We start from the raw sequence: 18,194 nt of genomic DNA, 5'->3' as shown, positions 1-18,194 counted from the left end.
TTATATCAAGTTTTGAGGCAAGTATACCATGCGTCCATCAGCAAATATATTTATTGTCTTAGGAGGCACAAAAGATGATGCGAGACCGAAGGAATGCAATGATACTGGGGATTTTTTATATCCTTGCTGCAGTGACGTCAATCATAGCAGTTGTTTTGTATGGGCCAGTTTTGTCAGAACAATGGCAGATGGCCGTGGCAAATGGATCGGAAACAAAGGTTTTAATCGGTGTATTAAATGACCTCTTGCTTATAGTAACGGCTGTTGGTACAGCAGTCATGCTGTTTCCCTACGTTCGACATTGGAATGAGCATCTTGCACTAGGGTATCTTTGTTTCCGGTTTATGGAAGCTGTTTTTATTGCGATTGGTCTTGTAAGTATATTGGGTTTGTTACAACTTAGTTCATATTATGATACAACCAACTTAGCAAGTAAAACCAATTTTGAACCCATAGGGCTGTTGATGCAGTCGATTTATCGCTGGACGGCTATGTTGGGTCCAAATTTCATGTTGGGCATTAATACGAGTCTGTATAGTTATTTGCTTTATCGAACAGGCTATGTGCCTAAACCGTTAGCGATTTTCGGAATGATTACAGCGGTTATGGTATTTTTAGCGGGTTTATTGCAAATGTTTGGGATCATCGGACCCTATTCGGCGGTAAAAGGATTGATGGCGCTTCCTGTGGGCGTTTACGAGATGAGCTTGGCAGTCTGGTTAATTGTGAAGGGATTTCATGGGGAGAACCTGGCTAAATTGAGAGCAAAAACAGATTCTTCGTCTTTAGTAAAATAATCAAAAGTTCTTTAATCGGGAGATTAAGAGGTGATGATGATTCCCATCAGGATTCTCTCCTCTGTGATCGTGAACTCTCACCGAAGAGGAATAGGGATAAAATTTTGTGCTTCCGGGCATGTTAGGGAATAACATCGAGGGGAGTGCTGTATGATGGCAAGAAGAAGGAGAAAATATGTGGTGCCAGGGGTCGAACAGGGAATGCAGGCTTTCAAAGCAGATGTAATGAAGCGCGAAGGATATACCGTAAATCCGAATCAACCAGACGACGTAAAATACGAAGTGGCGAAGGAGCTTGGTATACCTCTGTACCCAGGAAACAATGGTCAATTGACAACGGAATCAGCAGGCCATGTCGGCGGCAAAATTGGCGGTTCCATGGTTAGGGAATTGGTCCGTCTCGCTCAGGAGCAAATAGCGAACAAGGAGTAATCCTGAACTGAAACCTCCTGAGATCGTGGGTGAAAATGCTGAGCACTGACTTGGATAACATCCGGTGGTTTGTATGATAACCCCTTTCCACAAGAAGGGGTTTTTGTCTTGCCTTTTATATTACACTGTCATGGCCAAGTGGATGACTGTTGTGAATTTCGCGAGTTTCTGTTCCGGCTAGGATACGAACGGAACGGAAGGGATTAGACGTTATGAAGGAGCATGGCAGCAGCAGATATGAAAGATGTTAGAGATGTAATCTGATTTAAACTTTGTTGTTGGTGGAGGAGAAAGGGGGAATACATGTATCAAAAGCCCGTTATTACGAATATTGGAAGCTTTGCGACTGGGAAATAGGAGAGATGCGGCTAGTGCTCCTGGAGCAGATTTATCGTGCAGTGAAGATCAATCGGAATGAACCGTATCATAAGTAGGGCGAAATTTTAAGCTGAGAAGGCTACAGAATGAGGATTGGTTGCTTTGAAAGGTATATACGATATAACGATTGATTGTGGTGTCTTATATAAACTTGAGCTTAAGGATACGATTGAAAAAGTCGAATCGTTTATTGACATTGATCGATCGTTCGATTATATTTTGGGTATGAAAACTAAATCCGAAAGCAAAGTGAACCTTATTTATCAGGCTACGATCGAACTTCTCAATGAAAGCGGCCTTTCTGAAATATCCATTTCAAAAATTGCTAAAAGGGCGAAGATCTCTTCCTCGATCATTTATTTTTATTTTGAAAGCAAAGAGGATATGCTGATCAAGTTGTATTTTTTGCTCAAGGATCAAATGCACCAGCTCATGTTTCATGGTGTAACAGAGAGTACACCCGTAAAAGTGGGGTTTGAGAAAATTCTGCGAAATTATTCAAATTACATCTTGAATAATAAGGACAGCTTTTTGTTAATGGAACAGTTTATTGGCTCACCCTTTATACTTAAAAAGTGTAAGGATCAAAATGGCGGTGTGTTTAAACCGATGTACCCTTTGTTCGAAAGGGGAATTGAGGAAGGCTTGTTTAAGGATTTGGAAACGAATCTATTGGTTACATACTCCTGTTTACCTTTTGTCGAAATGGGAAAAGAGTATCTAAATGGGGCGTATGAGTTCAGTCCAACAAATATTGATAAAATGATTCAAATGAGCTGGGATGCTATCAAAGTATAATCAGCTCTTTTTTTACTCTAAATTGATCGATCGTTCAATATATTTTTTTTGAATGTTTTTGATCGATCGTTCGATAAATATACAAGAAGGGGGTGATATTCATTTTTTCCGTCGAATGTTTAAGGCATGGATTCCCATAGGTGAGAAGTGATCCAAAAGAAGAAAGGGTATTATTTCAAACAATAAAACAATAGATTAGGGGACCAATTTTTTCATGAAAAACTACAAATGGATTATTTATTTGCTGGCATTAGGCGCAACCGTGGTCGGTACGGCCGAATCAATTATTACAGGTATTCTAGACATGGTTGCCACGGATATAAATGTCTCTATTGGCTTGGCTGGACAATTGGTGTCCATGTATTCTATAGCCTACGCGGTAGGAACGCCAATACTGATTGCGATCACTTCAAAAACAGATCGAAAAAAGCTGCTGTTCATAGCACTTCTTACGTTCATTATCGGTAATATCACCGCTGTTCTGAGCCCTAACTTTACGATATTGATGATATCCCGTGTTATTTTGGGCGTGAGCGCTGGGGTATTCGCAGTAGTGGCTCTGGGAATTGCAGCACAAATTGCTCCTCCAGAGAAAAGAGGAAGTGCGATTGGCACGATCTTGATGGGTACGAGTCTTGCGCTCGTTGTCGGCCTTCCTTTAGGAACGTTAATCGGTGAATATATGGGGTGGCGCTGGATCTTCGCAATTCTTGGAATTATCACGATCATTCCTATTATTGCGATTGTAAAAGCGATACCTAAAATGTCTGGACAAGAAACGATTCCTTTATCCAAGCAATTGGCTATTCTCAAAGATTTCAAAGTAATCAGCGGTATATTAGCTTCCTTATTCTTTATTACCGGCTACTCTGTTGTTTCCACGTACATTGCGCCGTTACTACGCGAAAACGCTGGCCTCAATAGCAATACAATTAGTCTCGTCTTGCTTGGCATGGGTTTAATGGCTGTTGTTGGGGCGCGTGTTGGAGGCTACGGCGCTGATAAATGGGGGATTGCTCGAACACTGATTGTCAGTCTGTTGATTCATGCTATCGCCTTGTTCTTCCTCCCTTTGGCTGCAGTTACCTTTGGAGGTGCCATGTTTATTCTCGCACTCTGGATGCTTGGAGCTTGGACAACTGCTCCTGCACAACAGTTCTATCTGGTAACTATGGCTCCTAAATCAGCCGAAATTATATTGAGCTTGAACTCATCCGCCTTCCACCTTGGTGTTGCCCTAGGTGCAGGCTTGGGCGGAGTCGTTGTAGAGCGGTTAACCTTGTCGTCGATCGGCTGGGTTGGTGGTTTAATCGTCGTACTTGCGACTGTATTCACAGTGATTTCTATTTTAATGGGAAAGAAAAAAGAGCATTAATTCAGCGACCCGAGGATTTGATTGAAGACTATTAGACACAGCTTTTCCAGATTCCAGATTCCAAGGGAGAAGACATTGTACCGATTCTGGGTATAGGGCTTCCCCTTGCGTCGGGGATAAATGACGGATATAATGTGATTGATCAATTACTAACGAAAGAGGTTTGCTATGATTAGGTCAAAAGGACAGGATCGCAAGCAGGAAATCCTAGAAGCAGGTTTGGAGTTATTTGCCCAACGGGGATACTATAACACCACGACTGCCCACATCGCAGAAAAGGCCGGGATCTCTCAGCCTTATGTGTTTCGTTTCTTTCCGACGAAGGAGGAACTGTTCATCACCGTTTTGAATCGGGCGTTCGACCGGATACTCCAAACGTTTAAAAATGTCGAGTCGAGTCCGGATCAGTTGGACAACGACATGCTCAAAGCTTATGAAGAATTGTCGGCCCAATATCCCAATGAGATTGCTTTACTGGTGATCGGTATTGGCATCACCGAAGAAGCAATTCAGGTGGCAACCAAAGAGGGGTTATCCCGCATCAGAACTTATGTCCTGAAAGAGTTTAAAGCAGCAGGCATGCCCGATGCAGAAAGAAACGCAACGATTTTTATCGCCATGGGCATGATGTGCAACATTTCGTACTTTTTGGATCTTCCCGAGCTATTTGAGTTCAACGAAAATAAATAACCGTCCGAGGTTATTTATTTTTACATCAAAGTAATTGATTAATCAATATCTATCTGTAAGTCTTTTTTAGTCGGCCCCATACGGAGCATACCGCTCGAACGTCACCGGGCCTGTGAGCGCCCACAGTGCAGCGGCTGTGTGCAAGCCGCAAGCCGCCACCCCTCGGCATCAGCGGAGCCGCGCATCCGATACGGCGTTCTGGCAAGAGTGGCATAGTCATTGGGCCGATCGTATCCGTGGCGGAGAATAGCGGCAGCGTCTCGATATGTTCTTGCTGCCCATGCTCTGCTGACCCTCCTTAGCATTCCTCATTGGCAGAGGTCTACTGAAAAGGTAGTCGAACCCAAAGTGGCGAAGGGGATTCCCCGCGGTGTCTTCCGATTGCGCAAGCTTTGCCGAGAAACAGCAAAAACCCCTTGCCACCGCTGGGATGGAAGGGGATGATTCTAACGTCTTAGTGAAATGATCAGTTCATGCTCGCCATACACTACGATGGGGTCATTTCGTTTACAGCTGATCGCGCTATCCGCTCCCTTTTTACTGAGCTTAATTCAAGCACAGTTAACTGTACACCTGGTTTCTGGTACGAGTTGAAGGTTCTAATGAAACTGAACTCTGTACGAGCACAGTATATCGCGGAACTATGTGTATATTAGGCACACCTTAGATAGGTGTAACGCGTTGCTTAAAGACTTTAAATGCCCGATGTGTAATTAACCAATCCAATTAAGCAAAGGCACCGCCAGGGCCAAGACCAAAAAATATACGGGCAGCATCACTTCATTAACATGGCTTTTCGCGCGAATTTGGGTTACAAGAGCACCCAGCATGATGACTGCAATCCATAAACCTGCCAGCGTGCCTGCCAGTTGCGACCAAATGCCGATTAGCATACCGATCCCGCCTAGAATTTCCGAAATACCGACTAGCATGCGAAATCCATCCGAATAGCCGTATTGTTTGAATGATTCCACGGGCTCTTTAGCCCCAAACTTCATAAATCCGACGATCAAATAGCCAATACCCAAAATAATCTCAAGTATAATCGTTACGATGTGCAACAGTTTCACCTCCTTACTGAACCTAATTTAAGCACAGTTAACCTCATACTAGGGCTTCTAATGCGTGTCGCGTTAAACTCTTTTTATACTGAACCCTGTATGAGCACAGTATATCACAAAACTATGCTCTTGTTAAGCACAGTTTATTCTTCGTTTTTAAAAACTTCTGCAGCAATGCGCTCTATAGTATATTGCTTAAAAATGTGAAGTGTACTCTCTTCCACTTGAGAAGACATTTCCTGGAAAAGACCTCTTACTGACGCCCCGCGTTCACAGTCGAGTGTGGAATCAGCCATCCCGGTTCCCAAAGGATTGTGCATTTGCAGAGCCTGGTAAACGTCCGCCACTGTAATCGAGCTTGCAGGTTTGGCCAGCAAGTAGCCGCCATCTCTACCTTCTCTGGCCTCGACAAGATTTGCACGAACCAGTTGACCTATCACCCGGCGCATAAACGTCGTTCCGGAATTCATCATATTCGCAATTTCTTTGCTTGAACGCACGTTATCTGACATCGAAAGAAAGACAAGTCCTTGAATGGCCAAGCCAAATGCCGACGGAGTGACCGTATTTTTTTTTTTGTTCAGATGCAAGACAATTCACCTCAATTCTATTATGAGCAATGTTTACACAGTTTACAAGGTATTCGATCCGTTATTCATAGCGACTCAAAGACTACCTTGCTGGAATTACAAAGCAGAGAAGTGGTACACGCCGAAGAGTTGGCGGCCCTGTTTGAAACCAGTGTTCGTAACGCTACTGACATTACGTTGTCAGTAGCGTTTTTGTATATTAGGAGCATGCGAAGAGCGCAGTGCATTGGAGATAGGGAAACCTTTCTTCAAAATCTTATCATAGAGGTGGAAGTTTTCATGAGCAATGTTAAATGGGAAGTAGATCCGGATCACAGCTCCGTTGAGTTTTCGGTGACGCATTTAATGATTAATCAAATCAAAGGAGTCTTTGAGCAATTCGAAGCGATCTTAAGTTTCGACCCTAACGATGTAACAACCCTGAGTATTCAGGCTTCTATCGACACAAATAGTATCACAACTCGCCAGCGGCAACGAGATGAACATCTGAGGAGCGAAGACTTCTTTCATACTGCCCAGTATCCAGCCATTACATTTCAGAGCATCAGCTGCGCCCATACTGGCGAACGGCAGTATGAACTAATGGGCAATCTAACTCTGCATGGAGTAACAAAACCCGTCATTTTCCATACCGTTTTTGAAGGACTTAACAAAGATCCTCGTGGCCGAGAACGTGTGGGATTTCATTCAACAGCCAGTATCGAACGCAATCAATTTGGTTTGAGCTTCAACTCGCCTCTGGAAGCGGGTGGAATTGTCGTCGGAAATGAAGTAAGCATCGAGCTTTATATCGAGGCCATTAGAATAGATTAACAATCCTATAAGCTTCTTGAACACTCACTCGTCATAACTATGGCGAGTTTTTTCGTTGTGTATACCTCAGTCCTATTTCTAGTGTTTTTCACCTATATTTAGCACAAATGCGAATACAACTTTTTTACCAAAATATATACAAGTTGCTCGTTTACTGTCTACCATTTCGGTGTTATACTCACACTATTCAAAAAGAATTTGTGAAAATATGTCGAATTGAGGCTTAATAGGATGATTATGGATAAACATAAGGACGGCGAAACGATTATCCTCATTCCATCGCTTGAGCCAGATGAGAGACTTCTGTCCTATGTACGACAATTGCGAAAATATGGTTTGACCCATATTGTTATTGTGGACGACGGATCTGGCGAGGCATATCAGTCGATTTTCGATGAGCTGCGTGAGAGCGGGTGTGTCCTGCTGCGCCATACGGAAAATCGGGGGAAGGGAGCCGCACTTAAGACGGGATTTCAATATATCGGACAGCAGTTCGATGCGTCCTTTTCCTTCATTGTCACTGCTGACTCAGATGGACAGCACGCTGCAGAGGATGTATATAGGCTCGCCAAAGAAGCCAGGCGCGATCCTGATGCGTTGTTTCTTGGAGTAAGGAACTTCAGCGAGGGAGGAATACCGCCGAAGTCTTTGCTGGGTAATCGGATGACGTCCTTTATTTTTGCTATGCTTTACGGGAAAAAACTATCAGATACCCAGACCGGGCTTCGTGCCTTTGGCCCCGGGCTGCTTGCGTTTATGCAAAATGTTCGTGGCACCCGGTTCGAATACGAGCTGCAGATGCTCATCTCGTGTATTCAATCCGGTATCCCGATTCATACGGTGCCGATTCAAGTCATTTATGAAAATGGAAATGCCGGAACCCACTTCAAAGCGATTCAAGACAGTGCTCGGGTAATGGGTGTCTTGTTCTCCAACTTCCTGCGATTTATTTCCTCGTCAGTTGTGAGTTCTGTTGTCGATTTGGGAATTGCATGGTTTTTGATCGACTTTTTGCGGCCCATTTTGGGTCAGCAGGATTATCTACGAATTTTGCTCGCAACCGTGATTGCGAGAGTTATTTCCATTGTCGTCAACTATGTACTGAACAGGCACTTTGTATTCCGCAAAGAAGATAGTCAGGGCAGCCTATGGCGCTATTTGACGTTGTGCGGAGTGGTGATTGTGCTTTCCAGTACAGGGGTATATTTGTTCCATACGATTTTCTTCGTGGATGAGAAAATTGCGAAATTTGTCTGTGATGCCTTGCTGTTCCTGCTCAGTTTTCAATTGCAGCGAAGATGGGTATTTGCAGCAAGGAGGAAGCAGCTATAGTGCAAAACGAAAAAAGGCAACATATTTTCTTTGTCATCACCATGATCCTGATGTCGATTTATTTGTTATGGCGGATGTTCTTTACATTGCCATGGGGAGAAGGTGTACTGAATGTTATCTTCGGCATTCTGCTCATTGTGGCTGAGACGGTAACCGTACTAACCACCTTTGAATTGTTCTTCCAGAAGATGCAAAAGGAACGTACGCAGCTCGACTTTCCCATCGTTCCTCCAGAATATTATCCGGATGTGGATGTGTTCATTGCCACGCATAACGAGCCGGTCGATCTGTTGTATAAAACGGTAAATGCCTGTACGTTCATGGATTATCCGGACAAGCAAAAGGTCCATATCTATATATGTGACGATGGCGGAAGACCTGAGGTGGAGGAGCTTGCAAAGCAGTTTGGCGTTGGATATCTGGGGTTCGCCGGCAACAAGGATGCCAAATCAGGTAACCTGAATAATGCCCTGAGTAAAACCTCTTCCCCACTCATTGCAACCTTTGATGCAGATATGATTCCGCAACACACCTTTCTAATGAAAACCGTCCCGTATTTCCTGCTCTCCACATTTATAGAAGAGAACGGGCAATGGCGGCTTCGCCGTGAGGATGAAATGGACAAAAAGTTCAAGTTAGGGCTGGTACAGACCCCTCAGAGCTTCTACAATCCGGATCTATTTCAGTTCAACCTCTATGCAGAGCAAGGAATTCCGAATGAACAGGATTTCTTCTCCAGAGAAGTTAACATCCTGCGTAATGCCTCCAATGCGGTAGCCTATACAGGAAGCAACACGATTATTTCCCGGCAAGGTATGGAAGACATCGGCGGTTTTCCACTGAATACGATCACCGAGGACTTTGAGACAAGTATTCGTTTACAGCAGGAAGGCTATATTACCTATGCGACTCAGGAGGTTCAAGCTGCCGGACAGACAACAACAACAGTTCCGAGCATGATTAAGCAGCGAATTCGCTGGGCAAGGGGTATTATTCAGAGCCTTCAGAATACGCGTGCTCCCCTATCCGAGAAGCTTCCTTTCTGGACGAGGGTGACCTATTTAAGCAGTTTCCTATACTGGTGGTCTTTCTTTAACCGGTTGATTTTCATTTTGGCTCCAATTTTGTTTGCTTTATTCGATTTCAAGATTGTAAACACAACCTTCTGGCAGATCTTAATATTCTGGCTTCCGTCCTATTTCTTCTACAGCGTATCGATGCGTTATCTGTCCAGCAATATTCGGAATCAGCGCTGGAGTCAGGTCATAGACACCATATTTATGCCTTATCTGATCTGGCCGGTTCTCCTCGAAACCCTGGGTATTCGCGAGAAGAAATTCAAGGTTACGAACAAAAGCAGGGCGAGCGGTCGGAAATGGATGTCTGCTCTGTTATATGCACTTCCGCATATCTTCCTGCTCCTGCTGTCGATTGCGGCTGTAATTCGGTATGTTAATGGCAAGTACGGCATCGCGCTGTTCTTCAGCAGTATCATTATTTTCTGGCTCATTCATAATATGATTGCACTGTGTTATGCACTGTTCTTCATGATCGGCCGTCGTGCGTATCGGGAGACTGAGCGGATTCGGGCACAAGAGGATGTTACGATCCATGATCAGGACACGAATCTGCGTTATCAGGCCAAGACGGTAGATGTATCCGAACAAGGTATTGCCTTCTATGTCCCGTATCCCATCTATTTACCTGAAAAGAAGACGATCTCTTTGGTCGTAAAATCCGAGCGATATGAGGCGAATCTCAATGCGGTCATTGTCTATGTAAAGCAGGATGGAGAGGGCTGGCGCTATTCTGCAAAGGTTCAGCCAATCGACGAGACGGATAACCGCCAATATATGCAAATCATCTATGACCGTAAACACTCATTGCCAGAGCAGATGAATCTGTGGGATACCGCTTACGACGATATGCTGCGTAATGTGAAAAAACGTATTGTTCAGCCGAGATCAGATCAGCGAAAAATGCCGCGGCTTTCCTTGCAGCTTCCAGTCCATTTCACCAATCACGCGGGCTGTACACTGCGCAGCTTCAATTATCGTTTCTTTTCCGCCACGGGTCTCCATGGTGATATTGCGGCAGGGGCGATCGTTACTTTTTACACGAAGAGTAATATTGAAGTCATTTTGCAGCATACCGGGAAAACAACAGCCAATCGTCGCGAAGTGCTTCTCTCGGTGGAGAATATTGATGATATCGTGGAGCGCGGTTTGATAGATCAATTGCTGAGTGATTTGACCCATCCACATGCCGATCGTTTCACCAGAGAGGGTTAGGAGAGATAGAGATGCTGTATATGCTTCAACTTGTGATGGGAGTTTTATTGATATTCTCCTTTATTGGTTACATGCAGTTTGTGCGAAAGATACTATCTATACGTTGGGAGTTCATCCCTGTATTTGTGTTTTCCTCCATAGCATGTATTGTCTTTCTTAGCGGCTTGGTAGGGCAGCTCTACGTTGGCAGCCTTGTCCTGCTTCTCGTCGGATTACTATTGTATGGAAGAATGGTGTTTCTCGGAATGCGCCGAGGGGCATCCTTTCGCATTTCTTTTTCCTTATTCCAATTTTCATTTTTGGCAGGGACTTTTATTTTCTTGCTGGTACTCTTCCAGAACCAATTGACGCACTACGATAATTTTTCCCATTGGGCGATTGTCTTGAAGCAGATGCTCAGCACCGATGCTTTTCCGACACCGGATTCGAATCTGATTGATTTTAAAAATTATCCGCTAGGGACCTCGTCATTTATTTATTATGTCTGTCGCTTTATGGGACATTCCCAGTCCGTGATGCTTCTGGCACAAGGTCTGCTGATCTTTTCCTGTTTTTACGCCATGTTCGGCATCGTTTCCGAGAAGAAACGTTTTCTGCTGTACGCGTTTCTCGGACTCGGGTTATCTACACTGTCCTTCTTCAACCTTACGATTCGGATCACCAACCTACTCGTCGATTTCTTGCTCCCTATCTATGCGCTGGCCATCCTGGCAGTGGTCTACCAGTATCGTCATAATATCAAGCGAGCATGTATTGTCGTTCTTCCGCTTGCGGGTTTGCTGACAATCATCAAAAGCACCGGTATTATTTTTGCGGCCGTCGGCCTGATCTTCCTGGTGTACACATGGCTGACTCAAGGACAAAAGTCCGGTTGGAAAAATGTACTCGCTGTGGTGGGAACGATCTGCGGGGTGCTGATTCCTTACTTCGGCTGGAGCTGGCGAATGGCGACCGTATTCCAAGGGGTAGATAACAAGTTCGATGTTGCTGCTTCCGGGATTCAATCCGGCAAAACGGCAGAGCAGATGCATGAGATTCTGTGGCTGTTCATAAAATCGAGTACGGATATTACGACACGGCCGGTCATCGGTATTGTCATTTTCCAGCTTGTAGCAATTGCGGCTTCGGTATTTGCCTATGTAGTGCTTAAGAAGAAATGGAATTTGTGGAAAGCACTGATTGCGCTGGATGTCGTATTGTTGCTGTATTATGCAGGGATTCTGGCGTTGTATCTCTTCTCCATGCCGCTGGATGAGGCCATCAGGTTGGCCGGTTTTGAACGTTATGCGTCGAGTATCGTGGTACTGTTCGCGGGTGGACTGGTGCTGTGCGCTGCGATTGACCTGGAGCGTTCTTTCCACTATCGGATTGGTGAAGTGCCTGATTATCAAGCCTTCAAGACGGTCGAGACGAAGGGTCATTATCAAAAAGGAATTATCGGCTGTATGGCGATTGCGGCGACCATCCTTTTATCGGAATACAATGGGATCGTCTCGATTGCCAAAACCTACGACACGACACTCCCTTATAAGATCCATGCAGTAACCGGTGATCGCTGGTATAAAGGGGGTCAGGAGGACAACAACAGATATCTGTTCTACGCCTCGGACAGGGACCAGCAGGTCACGAATTATTACATGCAATATGTCGGGAAGTATTTCTTGTATGCTCCGCATGTGGACGGAATCGTATTGTTCTATGAGGATAATATGGACAATCTTCTGAGCGGTTACGACTATCTGGTTGTTGTGGAGACGGATCGTAACGCAAAGTGGTTGCTGAAAAAGCACTATGGCGTTGACATGCAGGAAGGGATCTACAAAATTATCCGATCCGGGGAAAAGATCGTTCTTACGCTAACTTGAGATCATTTCAGTGGACTTTGATTCGGTTCATGGCTTATGTATAATGTAACTAGCCTGGAAATGAAGGGACTGAACTATGCGCAGATATCAATATTTTAAACCTAACTATTAAATCTAATGGGAGGAAAAAGTATTGATTACAGAGTTACACACAGAACGTTTACATTTGAGAAAAATGAAGGTATCGGATTCTCCGAGCTTGTTTACGGTTTGGTCTGATCCGGATGTTACTAAATTTATGAATGTTCGTTGTTTTACTGACGTAGAGCAAGCGAAAGATATGATCAACCTTCTGGATGATCTTTCTCGGGATCGTAAGGCTATTCGTTTCACCATAATTAAAAAAGAGTCCAACGAAATTATAGGTTCATGCGGTTATAATGCTTTGGACTTTGACAACTTTAAAGCAGAAATTGGATATGATCTTGCTAAATCATCTTGGGGAAGAGGATATGCTTCAGAGGCGGTCTCTTCTTTGGTGGATCACGCATTCTCATCTTTAAAACTGAACCGAGTCAAAGCCAAGGTTGATCCCGAAAATGTGAGTTCAATAAAGCTCTTAGAAAAGCTCTTTTTCACATTTGAAGGAACACTTAGAGAATATGAACGTGTAGAAGGGACTTTTAACGATCTCCATATGTATTCAAAGTTAATATCAGATTGATGTCATGTTCCAATTGGTATAAGAAAAGGGCTAGATGAGTTTTATATAAGAACTTATTCAAAAAGGCCATTCCATAGTTGGAATGGTCTTTTTGTCAATATACAGCGATATCGATATTGATTTAGCCAGACGTGGCTCGTCAGCGAGTTAATCAATTAGATTTTTCGTTGTGTTATACATCTGCTCTGCATACTTGTCGATTTCATCCCGAGACATGCGTAAGCGATCAACAGAGGTACCGTATCCAATTTCCTTGTGCCCCTCTTCTAATCCCTTGAAAATTCCGTCTGCGAAGGCATCCAAAGGTTCTCCATGCGTATGCAGCCCTGCTCCACCCAGATCTGTACTTACTGCCGGAGGAGCAACTTCAATGACCTCTACAGACGTATCCGAAAGCTGGTGTCTCAGGCTGATTGTAAAGGAGTGAAGGGCCGCCTTGGTAGCTGAATATATCGGAGCAATCGCAAAAGGCGTAAAAGCTAAACCAGAAGTGACATTAATGATCGTGGCCTCTTCTTTGGCTGCAAGATAAGGAGCGAACAGCATGGATAGATGCAAAGGTGCCTCAATATTCGTTGTAATTTCTTTATTGAAGTAACTCCAATCGTTCTTCGAATCTGACTTGAGTACATTAAACCGCTGTTGAATTCCGGCGTTATTGACTAATACATTTACTTCCGGATAGTTCGCGGTTACCCAATCAAATAATGCCACACGCTCAGATTCAATATTCAGATCATTCACATACGTAATAAGGTCCGGGTATGTTTCTTTTGCATGTTGAAGTGCAGCTTCGCGTCGTCCAGTAACAATGACTGTATTCCCGGCTTTTAAGAAGCGCTCTGCAAACGCTAATCCAATGCCAGCACTTCCGCCGGTAATGAGTACTGTATTTCCTGAAAGTTTCATTATGGTTTCGCTCCTCTTAGGTTTCTTTTTCTTCGTTTCTTTCCTGTATCTGATGGGTATAACGATTAATTTTAAAATCAATTCCCTTTAGGGATTCCTGCATTAATGAAATTTCATCCAGCACCGCTTGCTTGTGGTTTTGCATCATTTCAAGCCTGGCCTCAAGCGTACAATTCCCTTCTATGATCCAGTCCATATATTGCTTAATTTGATTAATGGGCATATGCGTGTTTTTTAAGCGAACAAGGGTTTCCAATAAAGCCATCTGATCTTCTGAAAATAATCGTCTGCCAGCATCATCACGCTCAATCATGGGCAGAAGTCCCTTTTTCTCATAAAAACGTAATGTTGAATCTGGAATATTCAATTTGGCTGAAGCTTCACTAATGGAAAAATACTTCATGGTGGAGACCTCCAAATGGATGTTAACTCTGTCGACAGGTATAGCATACGACTTAAACCATGGTTTAAGTCAATAAGGTAAAATCATTTATTTTTTGGATTGGATCAGTCTCACGGGTAAAGGGACTCTTTTATTATCAGATTTTCATATTGTATAGCTACTTAAATGAAATACAATGCTATTATAGGTAAGGGCATCCACTTGGATGCCTTTAAATATAGCAATGAAAAGGGTACATACACACCGAAAGTGTCGACATTAATTTAAAGTGGTGAGTGGATGAAAGAATTGTACAGTCAGGTCAACCGAAAAACCTATTATATTTCCATGTTAACGCTCATTGCTCTTATGCTAGCCGGATTAATACTATCGACGACAGAATTAAACGGGATTACCTTGGGGTATGTGATCCATTTTTCATGTGTGGCCATTCTAGCGGTTTGTTTGTTGATTTACCCCAAGCATGAAACCTATTTTTTCAGAAAGGTCATCATTTTATTTGGCTTTGCTTATTTCTATACCCTGTTTTTCTTATATCCAGAGACATGGACTACCTATATCCTTATTTGTCTGATTCCTTCTCTTGCCATTCTGTTTTTTGAATTAAAATTGTTCTATTTCTCCATCATTGTGAATGGATTTTTAATATTGATTACGTTTGGTTATATCATTCTGATTGATCAAGGGAATGTATATTCATACTTACATCATGATATCTTAGGCAACGTCATTAATATTATTGCTAGCCAGGTATTATTATTTCTCATCTTCCATCTATCCTTTAGTCGTATGAAAAAGCAGCAGCTCTATCATGAGCAATTACAACAATCGGAGCGTCTAAAGATGATAGCCCATTTGACGGCAGCTGTAGCGCATGAGATTAGAAATCCAGTCACCGTTGTTCGAGGTTTTTTGCAGCTATACAGAGAAGATCCTGCATTTGATGATCCAATCAAAAACAAGTTCAAATTAATGATTGATGAGCTAAATACCGTTGAACAGATTACCTCCCAATTTCTAACCCTCTCCAAACCTAATAAAGATCAGAAGCCGGAAAAAGTGGATGTGAAAGATGCTCTACAGAGCGTAACAGGTCTGGTCCGTTCCTATGCGATGTTATCTGACAACCAGATGGATATCGAGGCAGAGGAGGATTGCTTCATTTTTATTAATCCCATTGAGTTTAAGCAGTTGCTGATGAATTTAATTAAAAATGCTTTGGAAGCTTCAAATATGGGAAAACCTGTGACTGTGATTGCCAAAAGAAATCATCATTATATCGAGATCAGGATCATTGATGAAGGGAACGGGATGTCAGAGGATGAGGTGAAGTCGCTGGGGACGCCGTTTTATTCATTAAAAAGTAATGGAACGGGACTAGGATTAATGATTTGTTTTAATATTGTAGAAAAATATGACGGGGAAATTAATTATGAGAGTGTGAAAGGTGTGGGAACAACCGTTACGATTCGCTTCCTGGCGACGGATGGGGAGTGAAGCCATTTCAGATCCGCATTGGGGCTTGCAAGGATAGCCTCCATGTAAGGATATGCTTCTTCATAACCAAGCTAATATGATGGAGAATTGCGGTATTAGGACTTGAAATAATTGACATAATATCCCTTTACCAATATAGTGTATCTAATTACTTTGTAATTAAATGCTACGAAGAGGACAAGTAGATGCGGATAAACCATTCAGAGAACTGGCGGTTGGTGCGAGGCAGTAGGTATCCGAATCCAAAATCACCTCAGAGCAGGCCTTCGAAATAATAGTAGACGGGCCCGGTATTCTACCGTTATATAGAAGCATCGTTGTTGGACGATGACAGAGAGGGTGTATTCATTCATACACCAATCAGGGTGGTAACGCGGAATAGACTCCGTCCCTAATGGGATGGAGTTTTTTGTGTTTTTTTAATGATCGAGGAGGAATGGGTATGTGGCAAAAGTTTGGTGTAAAAGATCGAGTACTGCGTCAGAATATGTTTATGGCTGACGAAGTCCAGTACAATCTTATTCATCGTATTTGCGAGTCAGAGCGTTCAACCTGCCTAAAAGCATCTAATGAAACAATGATCTTTGCCCAGTCAGAAGGGCACAACGCTTGGTTATGGATTTCCAAGGAACTTGCAGCTGAGGAAAAGAACAAGCTCCTGCAAGAACTTTTAGAAGTTATCAAGGGAACGGAGCTTCCTGGTATATCAGGTGACCGAACGACTGTTGATCACTTTGCTGACGTATATTCAGAGTCTAATGGGCTCCAATACGTTCCTTATATGATGATGGAATCCTACGTTTGTTCAGAGGTAAGGAAGCCAGTTCATGTAGAAGGTAATTTGCACCTAGCTACTAGACATCATTTGGAGACGGTTGCTGAATTTTTAGCTGGTTTCTCGGAAGGAGCTTATGGAGTCAAGGTTGAGCCATCTAGTCAAATTCAAGCAGCGGAGTCGATCATAGAGACAGGTAATTTGTATCTCTGGCTAGTAGATGGACACCCTGTATCCATGGCTAATATTGCACATCGTTCTCCAAGACATGCAAGAATTAATGCAGTGTATACGCCGTATGCCTTTCGTAAGAAAGGATATGCTAGTGCAGTTGTGGCAGAATTATGTTCTATCCTTAAATCAAAGGGGTTAGATCCGATGCTTTATGCAGATTTGAAGAATCCTGATGCGAATAAGGTTTATCAAAATATAGGTTTTATTGAAACTGGTCAAGTGGCTGACATTAAATTCAAATAGGAGAAAAGCGATTTAGAGCATGACTTCACTGAGAGTCAATTTAGGCATATATAGTATTTTTGTTTTGACTCTCAGTGGCATGCCGATCAGGAGTTTTGGTAAATCTTATCTATTACCCATTGGATTTCGGGATTGCCAAAGTTCGCTTAAATGCTTCTATATTGTCTGTCAGAAAATCGCTATTTTCTAATCCAGCATGGGCGATCATGTTCTTGATATCCTCGACAAACTCAGACAAGCTGGTAGTAGAGGCGTTTTCGAATCTGTTCTCCCGAGCGATATTTACGGTTGATTTGGCTACGTCCTCTTGGTATTCCTTCAACCAGTCCTGGTTAGTTGATACATTTTTCGCGAAGCTCTGCAGAATGCTGTTCCAGTCTTTTCCGTTCACAATCGCGTCCTGGAGCTTGTCCAGCGTTTTCGGTTCGAATTTCTTCATCATATAGGTTAGATCGATATAATCATCTGGAGCCCCCACAGGTCTCTGAGGCGGTGTCTCGTAATGGATCTCTTTCGTCTCAGGATCTACGGTTCTGGTTGTCGAGATGGCGGCGATTTGACGAATCGTATTCATGAATTCCGTCGCTTTATCCCCTTTCATATAGTTATCCGCGATATACTTTGCTTGAGTGAGACCCAATTCCAGCAATGCTGATCTGTCCTCTTCCCCGGTTACGTTAGTAATGAGATTGGATTGAATGATGCCATAGACAGCTTCCTTCACCTCCGAGGGTTGATCTGTGAGTAAGCGATTCAAGGAATCATTGATTTGAACGGTTCCAAAATATGTAGCGGAATGATTCACAATATCGGATGCTGCTAACTGTCTGGAAGCCGGACTGATTTCCACTGTGTCGTTGTTATGTGACAGTTCGGGTATCGTGCCTGTGACTAAGGACGGCTTATCCGCGCGTTGTTTCGATTGAATGTAGGCATTGAGGTCAAACGGAGTCGTACTTTGAACCTTCATAATAAAAACACCCCTATTCGTTTGATGTATTCCAAGAATTCACTTCTCTTCATACTATCGGAATATTATTCCATATT

18 protein-coding genes, 1 pseudogene and 1 other annotated feature are annotated in these 18,194 nt (G+C 43.2%); of the genes and pseudogenes, 14 read left to right on the top strand and 5 right to left on the bottom strand.

All coding sequences use genetic code 11. The features are described from left to right. The first annotated feature begins 74 nt into the window (after positions 1–74). From QP794_RS10810 to QP794_RS10780, 7 genes and pseudogenes are all read left to right on the top strand, one after another. A complete protein-coding gene (locus QP794_RS10810; RefSeq protein WP_285076348.1) occupies positions 75–797 on the top strand; it encodes a DUF4386 domain-containing protein in 723 nt (240 codons plus the stop codon). A 153-nt stretch (positions 798–950) separates the two neighbouring features. Continuing rightward, positions 951–1,229, top strand: coding sequence for an alpha/beta-type small acid-soluble spore protein (locus QP794_RS10805; RefSeq protein ID WP_483311898.1), 279 nt, complete (start codon positions 951–953; stop codon positions 1,227–1,229). Positions 1,230–1,591: 362 nt separating this feature from the next. Then, positions 1,592–1,663 (top strand): annotated as a pseudogene (locus QP794_RS10800) (23S rRNA (pseudouridine(1915)-N(3))-methyltransferase RlmH); the annotation flags it as partial. Between the two features lie 46 nt (positions 1,664–1,709). Beyond that, positions 1,710–2,405, top strand: coding sequence for a TetR/AcrR family transcriptional regulator (locus tag QP794_RS10795; RefSeq protein ID WP_285076345.1), 696 nt, complete (start codon positions 1,710–1,712; stop codon positions 2,403–2,405). A 214-nt stretch (positions 2,406–2,619) separates the two neighbouring features. Beyond that, entirely contained in the window at positions 2,620–3,780 is a 1,161-nt protein-coding gene (locus QP794_RS10790; protein ID WP_285076343.1) for an MFS transporter, read from the top strand. Positions 3,781–3,948: 168 nt separating this feature from the next. Then, positions 3,949–4,470, top strand: a complete 522-nt coding sequence (locus tag QP794_RS10785; RefSeq protein ID WP_285076341.1) for a TetR/AcrR family transcriptional regulator — start codon at positions 3,949–3,951, stop codon at positions 4,468–4,470. Positions 4,471–4,582: 112 nt separating this feature from the next. Next, positions 4,583–4,720, top strand: a complete 138-nt coding sequence (locus QP794_RS10780) for a hypothetical protein (RefSeq protein WP_285076339.1) — start codon at positions 4,583–4,585, stop codon at positions 4,718–4,720. A 463-nt stretch (positions 4,721–5,183) separates the two neighbouring features. Here the strand turns inward: QP794_RS10780 and QP794_RS10775 are convergent, their stop codons facing one another. Both QP794_RS10775 and QP794_RS10770 read right to left on the bottom strand, forming a co-directional pair. Further along, positions 5,184–5,531, bottom strand: coding sequence for a DoxX family protein (locus QP794_RS10775; protein WP_285076337.1), 348 nt, complete (start codon positions 5,529–5,531; stop codon positions 5,184–5,186). Between the two features lie 143 nt (positions 5,532–5,674). After that, positions 5,675–6,121: an RrF2 family transcriptional regulator gene (locus tag QP794_RS10770; RefSeq protein ID WP_285076335.1), complete on the bottom strand. Its 447-nt coding sequence runs from the start codon at positions 6,119–6,121 to the stop codon at positions 5,675–5,677. A gap of 87 nt (positions 6,122–6,208) precedes the next feature. Here QP794_RS10770 and QP794_RS10765 point away from each other — a divergent pair, with 87 nt between their 5' ends. From QP794_RS10765 to QP794_RS10745, 5 genes are all read left to right on the top strand, one after another. Continuing rightward, positions 6,209–6,934: a YceI family protein gene (locus tag QP794_RS10765; protein ID WP_285076333.1), complete on the top strand. Its 726-nt coding sequence runs from the start codon at positions 6,209–6,211 to the stop codon at positions 6,932–6,934. A 231-nt stretch (positions 6,935–7,165) separates the two neighbouring features. Further along, positions 7,166–8,266 (top strand): bifunctional glycosyltransferase family 2/GtrA family protein, encoded by a 1,101-nt coding sequence (locus QP794_RS10760; RefSeq protein WP_285076331.1) that lies wholly within the window; start codon positions 7,166–7,168, stop codon positions 8,264–8,266. After that, positions 8,266–10,557, top strand: coding sequence for a glycosyltransferase family 2 protein (locus QP794_RS10755; RefSeq protein ID WP_285076330.1), 2,292 nt, complete (start codon positions 8,266–8,268; stop codon positions 10,555–10,557). Before QP794_RS10760 ends, QP794_RS10755 begins: the two co-directional genes overlap by 1 nt. Before the next feature lie 11 nt (positions 10,558–10,568). Then, complete coding sequence (locus QP794_RS10750; protein ID WP_285076328.1) at positions 10,569–12,422, top strand: hypothetical protein; 1,854 nt, start codon at positions 10,569–10,571, stop codon at positions 12,420–12,422. 133 nt (positions 12,423–12,555) lie between these two features. Next, a complete protein-coding gene (locus QP794_RS10745; RefSeq protein ID WP_285076326.1) occupies positions 12,556–13,086 on the top strand; it encodes a GNAT family N-acetyltransferase in 531 nt (176 codons plus the stop codon). 147 nt (positions 13,087–13,233) lie between these two features. Here QP794_RS10745 and QP794_RS10740 read toward each other — a convergent pair whose 3' ends face one another. Next, positions 13,234–13,995, bottom strand: coding sequence for an SDR family oxidoreductase (locus tag QP794_RS10740; protein ID WP_285076325.1), 762 nt, complete (start codon positions 13,993–13,995; stop codon positions 13,234–13,236). A gap of 16 nt (positions 13,996–14,011) precedes the next feature. Further along, a complete protein-coding gene (locus tag QP794_RS10735) occupies positions 14,012–14,398 on the bottom strand; it encodes a MerR family transcriptional regulator (protein WP_285076323.1) in 387 nt (128 codons plus the stop codon). A gap of 279 nt (positions 14,399–14,677) precedes the next feature. On the opposite strand from QP794_RS10735, the gene QP794_RS10730 reads away from it, so the two are divergent. Both QP794_RS10730 and QP794_RS10725 read left to right on the top strand, forming a co-directional pair. Further along, positions 14,678–15,895: a sensor histidine kinase gene (locus QP794_RS10730; RefSeq protein ID WP_285076321.1), complete on the top strand. Its 1,218-nt coding sequence runs from the start codon at positions 14,678–14,680 to the stop codon at positions 15,893–15,895. A gap of 159 nt (positions 15,896–16,054) precedes the next feature. Beyond that, positions 16,055–16,291 (top strand) — a binding site (T-box leader). 46 nt (positions 16,292–16,337) lie between these two features. Beyond that, positions 16,338–17,147 (top strand): GNAT family N-acetyltransferase, encoded by an 810-nt coding sequence (locus QP794_RS10725; RefSeq protein ID WP_285076320.1) that lies wholly within the window; start codon positions 16,338–16,340, stop codon positions 17,145–17,147. Between the two features lie 112 nt (positions 17,148–17,259). Here QP794_RS10725 and QP794_RS10720 read toward each other — a convergent pair whose 3' ends face one another. Beyond that, complete coding sequence (locus QP794_RS10720) at positions 17,260–18,117, bottom strand: hypothetical protein (RefSeq protein WP_285076318.1); 858 nt, start codon at positions 18,115–18,117, stop codon at positions 17,260–17,262. Positions 18,118–18,194 lie beyond the last annotated feature (77 nt).

The organism is Paenibacillus sp. UMB7766-LJ446 (assembly GCF_030226665.1).
Lineage (GTDB): Bacteria > Bacillota > Bacilli > Paenibacillales > Paenibacillaceae > Paenibacillus > Paenibacillus vandeheii.
The sequence above is the reverse complement of the archived record's forward strand: the minus strand, read 5'-3'. Positions and strand labels throughout refer to the sequence as shown.

Excerpts from the sequence above, each read along its gene's own strand:
- QP794_RS10740 (WP_285076325.1), bottom strand. The coding sequence starts at position 13,995 with ATGAAACTTTCAGGAAATACAGTACTCATTACCGGCGGAAGTGCTGGC.
- QP794_RS10785 (WP_285076341.1), top strand. The coding sequence starts at position 3,949 with ATGATTAGGTCAAAAGGACAGGATCGCAAGCAGGAAATCCTAGAAGCA.
- QP794_RS10735 (WP_285076323.1), bottom strand. The coding sequence starts at position 14,398 with ATGAAGTATTTTTCCATTAGTGAAGCTTCAGCCAAATTGAATATTCCA.
- QP794_RS10730 (WP_285076321.1), top strand. The coding sequence starts at position 14,678 with ATGAAAGAATTGTACAGTCAGGTCAACCGAAAAACCTATTATATTTCC.
- QP794_RS10750 (WP_285076328.1), top strand. The coding sequence starts at position 10,569 with ATGCTGTATATGCTTCAACTTGTGATGGGAGTTTTATTGATATTCTCC.
- QP794_RS10725 (WP_285076320.1), top strand. The coding sequence starts at position 16,338 with ATGTGGCAAAAGTTTGGTGTAAAAGATCGAGTACTGCGTCAGAATATG.
- QP794_RS10805 (WP_483311898.1), top strand. The coding sequence starts at position 951 with ATGGCAAGAAGAAGGAGAAAATATGTGGTGCCAGGGGTCGAACAGGGA.
- QP794_RS10810 (WP_285076348.1), top strand. The coding sequence starts at position 75 with ATGATGCGAGACCGAAGGAATGCAATGATACTGGGGATTTTTTATATC.
- QP794_RS10720 (WP_285076318.1), bottom strand. The coding sequence starts at position 18,117 with ATGAAGGTTCAAAGTACGACTCCGTTTGACCTCAATGCCTACATTCAA.
- QP794_RS10790 (WP_285076343.1), top strand. The coding sequence starts at position 2,620 with ATGAAAAACTACAAATGGATTATTTATTTGCTGGCATTAGGCGCAACC.
- QP794_RS10760 (WP_285076331.1), top strand. The coding sequence starts at position 7,166 with ATGATTATGGATAAACATAAGGACGGCGAAACGATTATCCTCATTCCA.